15 protein-coding genes are annotated in these 14,539 nt (G+C 70.7%); 8 read left to right on the top strand and 7 right to left on the bottom strand.

All coding sequences use genetic code 11. The features are described 5' to 3' along the window. Positions 1-91: 91 nt before the first annotated feature. From ctaE to qcrB, 4 genes are read left to right on the top strand one after another with little or no spacing between them, the layout of a single operon-like run. Positions 92-730 carry an aa3-type cytochrome oxidase subunit III gene (gene ctaE / locus ACYVID_RS03600; protein WP_460734475.1) on the top strand — a complete coding sequence of 213 codons (639 nt, stop codon included), beginning with the start codon at positions 92-94 and terminating at the stop codon, positions 728-730. 58 nt (positions 731-788) lie between these two features. Continuing rightward, the gene (gene qcrC / locus ACYVID_RS03595; protein ID WP_460734473.1) at positions 789-1,661 is read left to right on the top strand and encodes a cytochrome bc1 complex diheme cytochrome c subunit; all 873 of its coding nucleotides are present in this window, start codon (positions 789-791) and stop codon (positions 1,659-1,661) included. 32 nt (positions 1,662-1,693) lie between these two features. Then, the gene (qcrA, locus tag ACYVID_RS03590) at positions 1,694-2,767 is read left to right on the top strand and encodes a cytochrome bc1 complex Rieske iron-sulfur subunit (protein WP_460734639.1); all 1,074 of its coding nucleotides are present in this window, start codon (positions 1,694-1,696) and stop codon (positions 2,765-2,767) included. Further along, a complete protein-coding gene (qcrB, locus tag ACYVID_RS03585; protein WP_460734471.1) occupies positions 2,764-4,509 on the top strand; it encodes a cytochrome bc1 complex cytochrome b subunit in 1,746 nt (581 codons plus the stop codon). The genes qcrA and qcrB overlap by 4 nt, the downstream gene beginning before the upstream one ends. Positions 4,510-4,676: 167 nt before the next feature. Here the strand turns inward: qcrB and ACYVID_RS03580 are convergent, their stop codons facing one another. The 4 genes from ACYVID_RS03580 to ctaC all read right to left on the bottom strand — a co-directional run bounded on the left by ACYVID_RS03580 (position 4,677) and on the right by ctaC (position 9,138). After that, positions 4,677-5,885, bottom strand: coding sequence for a L,D-transpeptidase (locus ACYVID_RS03580; RefSeq protein WP_460734469.1), 1,209 nt, complete (start codon positions 5,883-5,885; stop codon positions 4,677-4,679). A gap of 162 nt (positions 5,886-6,047) precedes the next feature. Beyond that, positions 6,048-6,464, bottom strand: a complete 417-nt coding sequence (locus tag ACYVID_RS03575; protein WP_460734467.1) for a cytochrome c oxidase subunit 4 — start codon at positions 6,462-6,464, stop codon at positions 6,048-6,050. After that, the gene (ctaD, locus tag ACYVID_RS03570; RefSeq protein WP_460734465.1) at positions 6,464-8,215 is read right to left on the bottom strand and encodes an aa3-type cytochrome oxidase subunit I; all 1,752 of its coding nucleotides are present in this window, start codon (positions 8,213-8,215) and stop codon (positions 6,464-6,466) included. The genes ACYVID_RS03575 and ctaD overlap by 1 nt, the downstream gene beginning before the upstream one ends. After that, a complete protein-coding gene (ctaC, locus tag ACYVID_RS03565) occupies positions 8,212-9,138 on the bottom strand; it encodes an aa3-type cytochrome oxidase subunit II (RefSeq protein ID WP_460734463.1) in 927 nt (308 codons plus the stop codon). The genes ctaD and ctaC overlap by 4 nt, the downstream gene beginning before the upstream one ends. 109 nt (positions 9,139-9,247) lie before the next feature. On the opposite strand from ctaC, the gene ACYVID_RS03560 reads away from it, so the two are divergent. Together ACYVID_RS03560 and ACYVID_RS03555 are read left to right on the top strand one after the other, a co-directional pair. Next, positions 9,248-10,396, top strand: coding sequence for a cysteine desulfurase family protein (locus tag ACYVID_RS03560; RefSeq protein WP_460734462.1), 1,149 nt, complete (start codon positions 9,248-9,250; stop codon positions 10,394-10,396). Next, the gene (locus ACYVID_RS03555) at positions 10,393-10,644 is read left to right on the top strand and encodes a sulfurtransferase TusA family protein (RefSeq protein ID WP_460734461.1); all 252 of its coding nucleotides are present in this window, start codon (positions 10,393-10,395) and stop codon (positions 10,642-10,644) included. The genes ACYVID_RS03560 and ACYVID_RS03555 overlap by 4 nt, the downstream gene beginning before the upstream one ends. 43 nt (positions 10,645-10,687) lie before the next feature. Here ACYVID_RS03555 and ACYVID_RS03550 read toward each other — a convergent pair whose 3' ends face one another. Next, a complete protein-coding gene (locus ACYVID_RS03550) occupies positions 10,688-11,620 on the bottom strand; it encodes a carbohydrate kinase family protein (protein WP_300645960.1) in 933 nt (310 codons plus the stop codon). 133 nt (positions 11,621-11,753) lie between these two features. On the opposite strand from ACYVID_RS03550, the gene ACYVID_RS03545 reads away from it, so the two are divergent. After that, positions 11,754-11,969: a hypothetical protein gene (locus tag ACYVID_RS03545; RefSeq protein WP_300645868.1), complete on the top strand. Its 216-nt coding sequence runs from the start codon at positions 11,754-11,756 to the stop codon at positions 11,967-11,969. Between the two features lie 80 nt (positions 11,970-12,049). Here the strand turns inward: ACYVID_RS03545 and erpA are convergent, their stop codons facing one another. Together erpA and ACYVID_RS03535 are read right to left on the bottom strand one after the other, a co-directional pair. Further along, complete coding sequence (gene erpA / locus ACYVID_RS03540; RefSeq protein WP_179531472.1) at positions 12,050-12,406, bottom strand: iron-sulfur cluster insertion protein ErpA; 357 nt, start codon at positions 12,404-12,406, stop codon at positions 12,050-12,052. Between the two features lie 67 nt (positions 12,407-12,473). Continuing rightward, complete coding sequence (locus ACYVID_RS03535; protein ID WP_460734460.1) at positions 12,474-13,562, bottom strand: glycerate kinase family protein; 1,089 nt, start codon at positions 13,560-13,562, stop codon at positions 12,474-12,476. Between the two features lie 34 nt (positions 13,563-13,596). Here ACYVID_RS03535 and ACYVID_RS03530 point away from each other — a divergent pair, with 34 nt between their 5' ends. Next, positions 13,597-14,520, top strand: coding sequence for a GNAT family N-acetyltransferase (locus ACYVID_RS03530; RefSeq protein ID WP_460734459.1), 924 nt, complete (start codon positions 13,597-13,599; stop codon positions 14,518-14,520). The last annotated feature ends 19 nt before the right edge of the window (positions 14,521-14,539 follow it).

Genomic DNA, 14,539 nt, shown 5'->3' with positions numbered 1-14,539 from the left:
GCGTCACACCCACCGCCAGCACTGCGCGTGGTGCCGTCCGTGATCGGGGGGTCGGGGTGGCTCTCTAGGCCCGGCCGGACATAATGCTCCCGTGGCGACAGCGGCAACCATCCCAGCATCCCGGCTCCACGGGCACCACGACCGACCCAGCATGGTCAGCGTCGGGACGATCATCTGGCTCGCGAGCGAGCTGATGTTCTTCGCAGCGCTGTTCGCTGCGTACTTCACGATCCGCTCGGTGAGCCCCGAGCTGTGGGCGCAGAACACCGTGCTGCTCGACGTGCCCTTCGCGGCGGTCAACACCACGATCCTGGTGCTGTCCTCGCTGACGTGCCAGCTCGGCGTCTTCGCCGCGGAGCGCGGTCAGGTGGGGCGCAGCGGCTCGGTCTTCCAGATCAAGGGCTGGGGCCTGCGCGAGTGGTTCATCCTCACCTACGTCATGGGCGCCATCTTCATCGGCGGCCAGGCGGTGGAGTACGCCACGCTCGTCCAGGAGGGCGTGACCATCCAGGACTCGGCGTACGGCTCGATGTTCTACCTCACCACGGGGTTCCACGGCATCCACGTCACCGGCGGCCTGATCGCCTTCCTGCTGGTGCTGGGCCGCACCTACCTCGCACGCAAGTTCACCCACGAGCAGGCGGTCAGCGCGATCGTCGTCTCCTACTACTGGCACTTCGTCGACGTCGTGTGGATCGGTCTGTTCGCGACCATCTACCTCGTCCAGTGACGACCAGTACCGCTTTTGAGCGCCTCCTAGACTCACACCGGAACAAGGACTCTCTGACGTGCGCATCCTGAACTCAACTGCCGGCCGCCTGTCACGACACCGTCGCGGGCGACTCGCGGGCGCCCTCATGCTGATGGTCGGCCTGGTCGCCGCCGGCGGTCTGTGGACCGCGGTGATGACCCCCGCCTCGGCCGAGAAGACCCAGGACCTGGCCAGCCAGGTCGAGGAGGGCCGCAAGCTCTACCTCGTGGGCTGCTCGACCTGCCACGGCACCAACGGCGAGGGCATCCTCACCGACCGCGGCAACAACCTCGGTCCGTCGCTGGTCGGCGTCGGCGCCGCTGCCGTCGACTTCCAGGTCGGCACCGGCCGCATGCCGATGGCCCAGCCGGGTGCGCAGGCCCCCCGCAAGGACGTGGCCTACAGCGAGGAGGAGACCGCCGCGCTCGCCGCGTACGTCGCCACCCTCGGCCCCGGTCCCGCGATCCCGGACGAGAGCGACTACAGCATCGAGGGCCTGGACAGCGAGGCCCAGGAGGCCGCCATCGTCCGCGGTGGCCAGCTCTTCCTCACCAACTGCACCGCGTGCCACAACTTCGAGGGTTCCGGCGGCGCCATGCCCAACGGCGGCTACGCCCCCACGGTGCGCGGCGTGGACTCCAAGTACATCTACGAGGCGCTGCTGACCGGCCCGCAGACCATGCCGACCTTCAGCAACGGCAACCTCACCCCGGACCAGAAGCGCGACGTCATCGCCTACATCAACAGCCTCAACGAGTCCGCCGGCGTCGGTGGCTTCGGGATGGGCAGCCTCGGTCCCGTGGCCGAGGGCCTGTTCGCTTGGGTCGTGGGCATCGGCGCCCTCGTCGGCTTCGCTGTGTGGATCGCCGCGCACACCACGCGCTCGAACAAGAAGAAGGTGGAGGCGTGAGCAACGAGCTGACCGGCCCCGGCACGAGCAACCTGCCGGCGGAGGAGCCGATCGCCAACCCGGGTCTTCCCAGCCACACCTGGCGACCCACCGACATCGACGAGGACGCCGCCCGCCGCGCCGAGCGCCAGATCGCCTCGATGTACCTGCTGTCGATGCTCTGCGTCCTCGGCTTCGTCGTCACCTACTTCGTCGCCGATGTCGGCGACAACTGGGAGACGATCCTCGGCCTCGGTGCCTCCACCGTCGGCCTCGGCGTCTTCCTGGGCCTGGCGCTGCTGCTGATCGGCGCAGCCACCATCCAGTGGGCCCGCAAGCTCATGAGCGACGTCGAGATGGTCGAGATGCGCCACCCGGCCCGCTCCTCCGACGAGGACCGCGAGGCCACCCTCCAGGCGCTTTCGTCCGGCGCCGAGGACTCCGGCATCGCCCGGCGTCCCCTCATCCGCAACACGCTGCTCGCCTCGGTCGGCATGCTCGGCGTGCCCGCCGTCGTCCTGCTGCGCGACCTCGGCCCCACCCCGGGCCAGGCCGCCGAAGCCGACTACCCCGGCGCCGGTCTCGAGAAGACCGTGTGGACCCCCGGCATGCGTGTCGTCCGCGACGTCGTGGGCACCCCGATCCGGGCCTCCGACCTCGAGATCGGTGACCTGGTCAACGCCCAGCCCGAGGCGATCTTCCCCTCCGAGGAGAGCGGCCTGCCCGAGCTCCACGGGGCCGAGCTGCTGATCGCCAAGTCCAAGGCTGCCGTCATCGTCGTGCGGATGGAGCCCGAGACCATCATCCCCGGCGAGGGCCGGGACAACTGGTCGGTCGACGGCATCGTCTGCTACTCCAAGATCTGCACCCACGTGGGTTGCCCGATCTCGCTCTACGAGCGGACCACGCACCACCTCCTGTGCCCGTGCCACCAGTCCACCTTCGACCTCTCCGACTCCGGTCGGGTCGTCTTCGGTCCGGCTGGTCGACACCTCCCACAGCTCCCCCTCGCCGTTGACGAGGAGGGGTTCCTCGTGGCCCAGTCCGACTTCACCGAGCCGGTGGGGCCGACGTACTGGGAGCGCGATCACAAGGACATCGGCGACCAGGGAGAGGCTGACCTGTGAGCATCGACACCAGCAAGGTGGCCACGAGCAACAGCTCGGCCGCCACCGCCAAGAAGTCGGGCAAGGCCGGCGCCGTCGCCAACTGGGCCGACGAGCGTCTGGGCCTCGGCACGGCCATGAAGAAGAACCTGCGCAAGGTCTTCCCCGACCACTGGTCCTTCATGCTGGGCGAGATCGCCCTGTGGAGCTTCGTCGTCCTCCTGCTCACCGGCGTCTTCCTGACGCTGTGGTACCACCCCAGCATGGCCGAGGTGGTCTACGAAGGCTCCTACGACCCGCTGCGCGGCGTGCTGATGTCGGACGCCATGGCCTCCACGCTGCACATCTCCTTCGACGTGCGCGGTGGTCTGCTCATGCGGCAGATGCACCACTGGGCGGCGATGATCTTCATCGCCTCGATGATGGTCCACCTGCTGCGCGTGTACTTCACCGGCGCCTACCGCAAGCCCCGTGAGCTCAACTGGGTCATCGGCTGCCTGCTGCTGCTCCTGGGCACGCTGGAGGGCTTCACGGGCTACTCCCTGCCCGACGACCTGCTCTCGGGCACCGGCATCCGCGCGGCGGACGGCTTCATGAAGTCGATCCCCGTCGTGGGCACCTACCTCAGCTTCTTCCTCTTCGGCGGTGAGTTCCCCGGCGAGCAGATCATCCCGCGGCTCTACATGATCCACGTGCTGCTGATCCCGGGCATCCTGCTGGCGCTGATCGCAGCCCACATGCTGCTGCTCGTCTACCACAAGCACACCCAGTGGCCTGGCCCCGGCCGCACCGAGGAGAACGTCGTCGGCTTCCCGATGCTCCCGGTGTACGCCGCCAAGGCCGGTGGCTTCTTCTTCATCGTCTTCGGTGTCACCGCGATCATGGGTGGCCTCCTGGGCATCAACCCGATCTGGAAGTACGGCCCCTACGACCCGACCAAGGTCACGGCCGGCTCCCAGCCCGACTGGTACATGGGCTGGCCCGACGGCGCGCTGCGCATCATGCCCGGCTGGGAGTTCCACCTCGGTGGCTACTCCTTCGCGCTGAACGTCTTCCTGCCGATCATCGTGCTGCCAGGTCTGATGTTCACGATCCTGCTGCTGCTGCCGTTCATCGAGTCCTGGATCACCGGCGACAAGCGTGAGCACCACCTGCTGGAGCGCCCGCGCAACGCCCCGACCCGGACCGCGCTGATGGTCTCGCTCATGACCTTCTACGGCCTCATGTGGGCCGCGGGCGGCAACGACATCATCGCGATCACGCTGAACTCCGACATCAACCAGATCACCTACTTCATGCGGGTGGCCGTGTTCGTCGGACCGGCGATCGCCTTCTGGGTCACGCGTCGCTGGTGCATCTCGCTCCAGCGGCACGACGAGGCCAAGCTGCTGCACGGCTACGAGACGGGCGTCATCATGCGCTCGCCAGAGGGTGGTTACTCCGAGCGGCACCTGCCGATCAGCGAGAACGCCGCCTACACCCTCACCGCTCGCGACCGCGACGTCGTCTGGACCCCGGGGTCCGAGACCGACGAGAGCGGTGTGGCAGCCCCGGGTGGCCGGCTCGACGGTCTGCGCGCCAAGCTCTCGACGCTCTGGTTCGCCGACAACGTGCAGAAGCCCACCGCACAGGAGCTCGAGGAGGCCCGGCACCACGCCGAGCACGAGCACGCGCTCACCGCTGCGCTCGACGGCGTCGCCGCCGACGGGCACCAGTTCGACGGCCACCACGCCGTCGAGGGTGAGTCGCTCCGCGGGTCGTAGACGCGCCAGCGGCTACGACGATGCTGGTCGAGCAAGCGGCACGGCTGAGCCTGCGAAGCCGTGACCCGCGTGTCGAGACCCAGTCGATGAGCTGAGACCCCAGCCCAAGACATCAGCCCCCGGTCCGATCGGACCGGGGGCTGAGTCGTCTGCGCGTCGCTTCGCTCCTACAGGGCCGAACCCTCGCGGTACTCCGCGAACGGCACGTTCCAGTCCCCCCAACCGTTGGTGAGGGTCATGTCCTCCCCCGCCGTCCCGACGGTCTCCACCACGTCACCACGGCGCGTCATCGCGTAGAGCCAACCCGCGTCGGCCGTCGACATGCCGGTGCAACCGTGGGAGACGTTCGCGCTCCCCTGGCTGCCGACCGACCACGGTGCCGCGTGGATGAACTCACCGGAGTGGGTCAGGCGCATCGCCCACTGCACATCGTCGATGTCGTAGGACTCCGCCGAGCCGGCCGGGATGCCCACGGTCTCGGAGTTCATCCGCCGCACGTCGAACTTCTCCATGATGACCTTGGTCCCGTTGCGGGTCTCGAAACCGGGCTTGCCCGTGGTGATGGGGATCGTGCGCAGCAGCCGGCCGTTGGAGAAGACGCGCATCTGGTGGGTCTGGGCATCGACCCGGTAGACGTGGGCGTCCCCGACGGTGAAGGAGATCTCCCGGTCGTGCTGGCCGTAGACACCACCGCCGGCCGAGACCCCGTTGACGTCGAGGTCGACACGCACCTCGCTGCCGGCCTGCCAGTAGCGCCGGGGGCGCCAGTGCGCCTCGGTGTCGCTGATCCAGTGCCAGGTCCCGGGCTGCTGCGGGACCGACTCGACCCGCATCTGGCGCTCCATGGATGCCCGATCGGTCACAGGGACGTCGAAGGAGACCACGACCGGCATGCCCACCCCCACCGTCTCGCCGTCCAGCGGAGCCACGGAGGCGAAGGTCTGCTCGGCGAGCGTGAGGTCCTGCGTGCTGAACCGTGCCACCGAGCGCAGCACCTCGCCCGAGGCGTCGCGTCCCACGGCGCGCACGGTGTACGCCGCCCCCGGCTCCAGCCGCTCGAGGGCCGTCCAGGACGTGCCGTCCTCGGCGAGCTCGCCGGGCACGCCACCGGCGGGCGAGCTGACCCTGACGGTCTCCAGCACGGCGGACCGCGCCTGCACGTCCAGGAGGGTGTCGACGCTGACGTCACGCTCCCCGCGGCGCACGTTGAGCACCAGGCGCGCGGGTTCCTGCTCCGGCCTCCCGGCAGCGCCCTGGTCGGCGCCGCTGGCCGCACCCGGCACCGAGGTGTCCTCGCAGGCGCTCAAACCCGTGGCGACCAGCGCCATGAGGCTGACCGAGGCCAGCAGGGTCCGGGAGCGGCGGTGGGCTGTCATCGTCAGGTTCTCCAGGCAGGGCTTCTGTGGTGGCGGTGACGGTCCGGACGCACGGTGGCGCGGGACCGTCCCAGGGTAGGCACGAGCTGCCTGCAACGACGAACTCCGCGCCGTCCCTGTGCAGGGAGGACGCGGAGTGCGACGGAAAGGTTGCGAGGAGCCTCAGTGGGCGTGCTCACCCCGGTAGTACTCGAAGACCAGGCCGCAGGTGGCCAGGGCACCGAGCACGGAGCCGATGATGAACAGCCACCAGGCGGTCATCGCCAGCGCGAAGACCATGACACCGAGCGTCAGGGCCGCCCACAGGGGCCACCAGGAGTAGGGCGGGAAGAAGCCCAGCTCGCCGGCGCCGTCGGCGATCTCGGCGTCCTGGCGGTCCTCGGGCCGGGGCTCCATCTTCCGGGCGTGGAAGCCGAGGTAGATGGTGACCATCAGGGTCAGCAGCGCCGTCATGGTGAGCGCGGAGGTGCCGGTCCAGTCGGCGCCGGTCTCCCCTGCCCCGGTGATGAACCAGTAGGCCGGGGTCACCAGCACCATGAAGATGGTGGCGATCGCGAAGATCCAGGTCTCGGCCTTCATCAGGACTCATCCCCCTTGGTGTGCTCGCCCCGCACGACGTCCTCGCGGCCCGTCATGTCCGGCGCGTCGGCGAAGCCGCCGTGGGCTGCCGCCTGGTTCTGGTCCAGGTCGAGCGCGGCGATCTCCGGGTGGTGCAGGTCGAAGGCCGGCGACTCCGAGCGGATGCGCGGGATGGTGTGGAAGTTGTGGCGCGGCGGCGGGCACGAGGTGGCCCACTCCAGCGACCTGCCCCAGCCCCACGGGTCGTCGACCTCGACGAGCGGCGCGTTGCGTGAGACGTAGAGGTTGTAGAAGAACGGGATCATCGACAGCGACAGCAGGAACGCACCCACCGTCGAGACCTGGTTGAGGAAGGTGAAGCCGTCCTCGGGCAGGTAGTCGGCGTAGCGGCGCGGCATGCCCTCCACGCCCAGCCAGTGCTGGACCAGGAAGGTCAGGTGGAAGCCGAAGAACAGGATCCAGAAGTGCAGCTTGCCGAGGCGCTCGTCGAGCATCCGACCGGTGAACTTGGGCCACCAGAAGTAGAAGCCGGCGAACATCGCGAAGACCACGGTGCCGAAGACGACGTAGTGGAAGTGCGCCACCACGAAGTAGGAGTCGGAGACGTGGAAGTCCAGCGGCGGGCTGGCCAGGATGACGCCGGTCAGACCACCGAAGAGGAAGGTCGTGAGGAAGCCGATCGACCACAACATCGGGGTGTCGAAGGACAGCGAGCCACCCCACATCGTGCCGATCCAGTTGAAGAACTTCACGCCGGTCGGCACCGCGATGAGGAAGGTCATGCCCGAGAAGAAGGGCAGGTCCACCGCACCGGTCACGAACATGTGGTGGGCCCACACGGCGACCGAGAGGATCGCGATGCCCAGGGTCGCACCGACGAGGCCGACGTAGCCGAAGATCGGCTTGCGGCTGAAGACCGGGAGGATCTCGGTCACGATGCCGAAGAACGGCAGCGCGATGATGTAGACCTCCGGGTGGCCGAAGAACCAGAACAGGTGCTGCCAGAGGATCGCTCCGCCGTGGGCAGTGTCGAAGACGTGCGCACCGAGGATGCGGTCGGCCTCGAGCATGAGCAGCGCACCCGCGAGGATCGGGAAGGCGATGAGCACGAGCAGGCTGGTGATCAGGACGTTCCAGACGAACATCGGCATCCGGAACATGGTCATGCCGGGCGCACGCATGCAGATGATCGTGGTGATGAAGTTGACCGCGCCGAGGATCGAGCCCAGGCCGGCCATCCACAGGCCCATGATCCACAGGTCACCGCCGACGCCCGGCGAGCGGACGGCGTCGGAGAGCGGGGTGTAGGCGAACCAGCCGAAGTCGGCCGCGCCCTGGGGCGTGAGGAAGCCGGAGGCGGCGATGAGGCCGCCGAAGAGGAACAGCCAGTAGCTGAACATGTTCAGGCGCGGGAACGCCACGTCCGGCGAGCCGATCTGGATCGGCATGATCACGTTGGCGAAGCCGAAGAACAGCGGCGTCGCGAAGAGCAGCAGCATGATCGTGCCGTGCATGGTGAAGAGCTGGTTGTAGAGCTCGTCGTTGACGACCTGCGAGCCGGGCGCGAAGAGCTCGGCGCGGATCAGCAGCGCCATCACGCCACCGATCAGGAACCACGCGAAGGACGTGATGAGGTACATCTTGCCGATCAGCTTGTGATCGGTGGTGGTGAGCATCCGGACCGTCAGCTCGCCCAGCGGCTTGCGCGCAGGGCCGCCCGCCTGGGTCGGGGGGGTGGCAGTGGCGGTCATTCGCCCTCTCCCTCGGTCTCGTCGGTGTCCAGACCCGCCTGGGTCCGGGCGTCGTCGCCGCCGATGAGCGGCAGATCAGAGCCGTTGCCGGCCTCGACGAGCCCGGCGACGTAGTCGTCGTACTCCTCGCGGCTGACGACCTTGACCTTGAAGAGCATCCGCGAGTGGTAGACACCGCAGAGCTCGTAGCACTTCCCGAGGTACTCGCCCTCCTCGGTCGGGGTGACCTGGTAGGCGTTCACCCGACCGGGGATGACGTCCATCTTGATGAGGAAGCCCGGCACGCCGAAGTCGTGGATGACGTCGGGCGAGTGGAGGTTGAACCGGGTGGTCTCGTCGACCGGCAGCCACAGCGTGGGGATGTAGGACGCGGTCCCCACCTCGTAGGCGTACTCGTCGAACGGGAACTCCATGTCGGTGTTGTCCTCGTCGGCGGCCGTGTCGATGGCGCCGACGCCGTGGTTGAAGGTCCACGACCACTGCTGGCCGGTGACCTCGACGATGTTGTCAGGCGTGGAGTCGTCGAGGACGATGTTCTGCACGCGCACGGTGTGGACGAAGAAGACGACGACCATCATCACCGGGGCAATGGTGTAGAAGATCTCCAGCGGCAGGTTGTAGCGCGTCTGGACCGGGATCTCGTCGTCGCTGCGACGGCGGTAGCGCACGACGGCGAAGCCGATCAGGCCCCACACGACGGCGCCGGTGACCAGCGCCGCGATCCAGGCGCCCTGCCAGAGGCCCAGCGTGCTGGTGCCCTCCGCGGTGCCCGGCTCCGGCATGGCCAGGCGCTCCCACTCACCACGCGACTCCGCAGAGCAGCCGGCGAGCAGCATGACGATGGCGCTCGTGACGACGGCCAGACCCGCACGCGCGGTCCTGCCGCGCCGACGCGGCGCTCCCCAAGGGTGCTGCAGACTCAACGGTGGAGCCTTCCTCTCAAGCGATCACGAGTACGGCCACACTACCGGCATCCAGGGAGGCCAGGCGGACCAGGGTGGGGGTTCGGACAGCCCGTCATAGGGTCGGGTCGTGGCACCTGACGCCGGTCCTCCCGCGCACGCGCACCTCGACGCCGCGGCAGGCGCTCCCCTGCACCCCGCCGCACGCGCGGTACTCGAGGCGGCTCTCACGCGGGGGTACGCCGATCCGCGGGCGCTGCACGGGCCGGGACGGGACGCGCGGCTGCTCCTCGACAACGCCCGCGAGGTGGTCGCGGAGTGCCTGGGACTGACCCGCGACGAGGTGTGGTTCACCTCACCCTCGGACGCCGTCCAACGAGGCGTGCTGGGGCTGGTCGCGGGCAACCCGCGCGCCGGGGACGACGCCGTGCTGTCGGCCGTCGAGCACGCGGCGGTGCGCCACGCGCTGGGCTGGCACGCACGTCGGCGCGACGTCGTGCCGGTCGAGGTGGGTGTCGACGCGGCCGGCCGGGTCGACGCTGCCGCGTTCCGCGACGCCGCCGGCGCCCCCGGTGTGGCGGTGGCGGCGCTGCAGCTGGCCAACCACGAGGTCGGCACCGTGCAGCCGGTCGCCGGGCTCGACCTGCCTGCCGGCGTACCACTGTTCCTCGACGCCTCCGCCTCCCTCGGCCTGCTCGACCTGCCCGGCAGCGGCTGGGCTGCCGCGGCCGGGCACGCGACCTCGTGGTCGGGACCTCCGGGGGTCGGTCTCCTGCTCGTGCGCCGCGGTGCCCGCTGGGCCAACCCCTTCCCGGGCGACCCCGAGCCGCAGGACGCCGGCGGCGGCCTGCCGGACGTCGCCGGAGCGCTGGCCGCCGCGGCCGCGCTGCAGGCCACGGTGGCCGAGCGGGCCGAGGTCGACGCGCGGCGCCGGCGCCTGGTCGACCGGATCCGTGCCGTCGCGGCGACCCTGCCCGACACCGAGGTGGTCGGCGACCCGGTGGACCGGCTGCCGCACCTGGTGACGTTCTCCTGCCTCTACCTCAGCGGCGAGACCCTCGTGCGCGAGCTGGACCGGCTCGGCTTCGGGGTCGCCAGCGGCTCGGCGTGCACGGCCTCGACCCTCGAGCCCAGCCACGTGCTGGCGGCGATGGGCGCGCTCACGCACGGCAACGTCCGGGTCTCGTTGGGTCGCGACACCACCGAGGAGCAGGTGGAGCGCTTCGTCGCGGCCCTGCCCGACCTCGTCGGGCGGCTCAGGACGGAGGTCGGCCTGTGAGCGGGGACGAGCAGGAGCCGGTCGCCCTGGAGCTGGACTGCCGCGGCATGCTCTGCCCGCTGCCGGTCATCCAGCTGGGCCGACGGCACGTCGAGGTCCCCGTCGGGGCCGTCGTCGCAGTGGTCACCGCGGACCCGGCCGCGCGCACCGACGTCCCGGCGTGGTGCCGGATGCGCGGCCAGGAGTACCTCGGGGAGGACTCCGCCGCCGACGGGGTCGCGCGGTACCTGGTGCGGCGCGTGGGCTGAGCGGTCACTCCGCTGCCGCCCGGACGCCCCGACGGCCGGTGGCTCAGACCAGGAACGGCCGCAGCTCGGAGGCGGCCTCGGCGCCGTACGACGCCTCGAACCGGTCCAGGAACTGCTGGTGGGTGAAGGTGTACTCCTGGGTGCCCACCGTCTCCACGACGTACGCCGCCAGCACGCAGCCCACCTGGGCGGACCGCTCCAGCGAGAGCCCCCAGGCCGTGGCCGCGAGGTAGCCGGCACGGAAGGCGTCCCCGACGCCGGTCGGCTCGACTGCGGCGACGTCCTTGGCGGCCGGCACCACGACGTCCTCGTGCCCGGTGCGGCGGATCCGCACGCCGTCCGCGCCCAGGGTGGTGACCTGGATGCCGACGCGCGAGAGCACCTCCTCGGCGCTCCAGCCGGTCTTCTGCTCGATCATGTGCGACTCGTACTCGTTGGAGAACAGGATCGCCGCGCCCTCGATGAGCTGCCGGATCAGCTCGCCCTCACCGAAGGCGAGCTGCTGGCTGGGGTCGGCGATGAAGGGGTAGCCGCGCTGGCGGCACTCCTCGGTGTGGCGCAGCATCCCGTCGGGGTCGTCGGCGCCGATGAGGACGTACGCCGGGGCGCCGACCCGCTGCACGATCGGGGCGAGCTCGATCAGCCGCGCCTCGCTCATCGCCCCGGGGTAGAAGGAGGCGAACTGCGCCATGGTCGAGTCGGTGGTGCACACGAAGCGCGCGGTGTGCTTGGAGTCGGAGATGTGCACGCTGGCGCAGTCGACGCCGTGGCGCTCCAGCCACGAGCGGTAGTCGGCGAAGTCCTCGCCGGCCGAGCCCACGAGCACCGGGCGCAGACCCAGGGCGGCGAGGCCGAAGCACATGTTGGGGGCCACTCCCCCGCGCCGGATCTCCAGGTCGTCGACGAGGAAGGAGACCGAGAGCTTGTGCAGCTGCTCGACGACGAGGGAGTCCTCGAACCTGCCGGCGAAGCTCATGAGGTGGTCGGTGGCGATGGAGCCGGCGATCAGCAGCGAGCCGGGGGCCTGGTCAGCGGTGGTGGGCACGCCGCGGAACACTACCGATCGGTACGACTGGGAGTACCCCCCAGTAGCCCCTAGCGTCGGGGACATGGCCTCCTACGACGACCTGAGCCCGCTCGCGCAGATGCACGAGGACTGCACCCGCACGCGCGCCACCCTCGAGCGCCACCTGGCCCGTGCCGCCGCCCGCCCGGCGCCCTCGATCCTCTTCGCCGACTACCCGCGCGAGGTCAAGAAGCGCGACATCGAGGTCGGTGAGGCCGCCCAGCGGATCGCCAACGCGCTGTCGCTGCACCTGGACTGATCGGGTCCACCCCCCAAGACGACAGCCCCCGACCGGCACCGGTCGGGGGCTGTGGTGTCTGCGTCAGGCGAGCGTGCGGCTCAGTGGAACGAGTCGCCGCACGCGCAGGAACCCGTGGCGTTCGGGTTGTCGATGGTGAAGCCCTGCTTCTCGATGCTGTCGACGAAGTCGATCATCGCGCCGTTGAGGTAGGGCACGCTCATCCGGTCGACCACGACGGCCACGCCGTCGAAGTCGGTGACGACGTCACCGTCGAGGGTGCGCTCGTCGAAGAACAGCTGGTAGCGCAGACCCGAGCAGCCGCCGGGCTGCACGGAGATCCGCAGCTGGAGGTCGTCGCGACCCTCCTGCTCCAGCAGGCTCTTCACCTTCGCCGCCGCGACGGAGCTGAGGTTGATGCTGTCGGTGCGGCGCTCGGTCTCGACCTGCTCGGTCATTCTGGTGCTCCCAACTAGGTGCGGGTGAAGTCTCGGTGGTACCTGGTCAATGGTAGGCGAGGCCCGCCTATTCCCTCGACCAGGTGCGCGCCACCCGCTCCGCCAGCTCCGCCAGCGCCCCGGCGGGGTCGCCGAGCGCGCGCTCCTCCCCCACCAGCTCCACCAGGGAGTACGCCGCCTCGACGCCGAGCGCGCGCATCTCCCGCGACCCGACCAGCACCTGGCCGGCCAGGGCCACGCAGGGGCGCAGCGCCTCGGCCGCGACCTGCGCCACGCCGTACGGGACCTTGCCGGAGCGGCTGGAGAAGTCGAAGGCACCCTCGCCGGTGAGCACGACGTCGGCGGCGGCGGCCCGTCCGGGCAGGTCGACGGCCTCGCTCACCAGGTCGATGCCTGGGCGGCGCTCGGCACCCAGGAGCATCAGGGCGAAGCCCAGCCCGCCGGCGGCGCCCGCGCCCTTCTCCAGGGACAACCGGCGGTCGGTGGCCACGGCCAGCTGCTCGAGCAGGCCGTCCAGCAGGGCGATCCGCTCCTCGGCCACCCCCTTCTGCGGGCCGAAGGACTTGGTGGCGCCGAAGAGCCCGGTCAGCGGGACGTCGACGTCGCTGGCCGCGACCAGGCGTACGCCGGCGACGCGTTCCCGCGCCGGACCGAGGTCGACGCTGGTGACGTCGGAGAGCCGCAGCGGCCCGGCGTCCAGGCGTCCGTCCGCGGTGGCCCCGAGCGCGTGCAGCAGCCCGGCGCCCCCGTCGTTGGTGCCGCTGCCGCCGAGCCCGACCACGACCGTGCGGGCGCCCGCCTCGACGGCGACCTCGACCAGCCGCCCGACGCCGACGGTCGAGGCGACCTCCACGCCCTCGCCCCCGGTGAGCTCGATCCCGCAGGCATGCGCGCTCTCGACGTAGGCCGTCCCGTCGACCAGCAGCAACGTCGCCGGCGTCGGTTCCCCGTGCGGACCGGGGACGGTGACCACCTCCAGGTCCCCCCCCAGGGCCGTGTGCAGGACCCCCACGAAGCCGGGGCCGCCGTCGGACATCGGGGCGAGGTCGAGCTGGTCGCCGGGCGAGCGGCGCCGCCAGCCCTCGGCCATCGCCTCGGCCGCCTCGACGGCGGTCAGGGTGCCCGCGAACTTGTCGGGGGCGATGAGGACGCGCATGCCCCCATCCTCCTGCACGGGTAGGTTGCCGGACGTGGCGGCAGGCTCGGGTGGGCACAGGGACATCGGCGGCGCCCAGGTCGGCGACCTGGTCGTGCGGCCGATGCGCCCCGAGGACGTCGAGACGGCCGAGCAGATCAGCGCCGAGGCGTTCCTCCAGGTCGACCTGGCGGCCCGTCGGCCCGGCGACCCGGAGCCGTCGCGGCGGCCGGCCACTCGCTCGCAGCGCTGGATCGACCGGACCCGCACGCTGCTCGACACCGACGGCCCCGGCTGCTGGGTCGCCGACGTCGACGGGCGGACGGTGGGCATGGTCACGTCGCTGCGCCGCGAGACGCTGTGGGTGCTGGCCACCTTCGCGGTGCTGCCGGGCCACCAGGGAGGCATCGGCCGGCCGCTGCTCGACGCCGCGCTCCTGCACTCGCGCGGCTGCCTGCGCGGCATGCTCTCCTCCTCCTCCGACCCGCGGGCGGTGCGGCGCTACCTCGCGGCCGGCTTCGACCTGCACCCGCAGATGGTGATGACCGGCCGGGTCGACCGGGCCGCGGCGCCCTCGCTCCGCGGCGTCCGCGAGGCGACCCCCGGCGACCTCGACGAGCTCGACTCGCTGGACCGTCGCGTCCGCGGCGCCGGACGGGGCGACGACCACCTGCTCCTGGCGCAGACGGGCCGGCCGCTGGTGGTCACCGACCGCGCGAGCAGCGGCTACGTCTACGTCGGCGACACCGGCGGTGTCCTCGCCCTGGCCGCGACCGACCGGCGCACGGCGAGCCGGCTGCTGTGGGCGGCGATCACCCATTCCGACGGGGAGGTCGAGGTCCCGCACGTGACGGGTGCCAACCAGTGGGCGCTGCGGGTCGGGCTCGACGCGGGACTGACCGTCCGCACGGAGGGCTACCTCGGGGTGCGCGGGATGAAGCCGCCCGCGCCGTACCTCCACCACGGCGCGCTGCTGTAGGTCGAGAGCATGACCCCGG

The sequence above is a fragment of the Nocardioides ginkgobilobae genome, from assembly GCF_054781275.1.
This window is presented reverse-complemented; position numbering and strand designations above follow the sequence as displayed.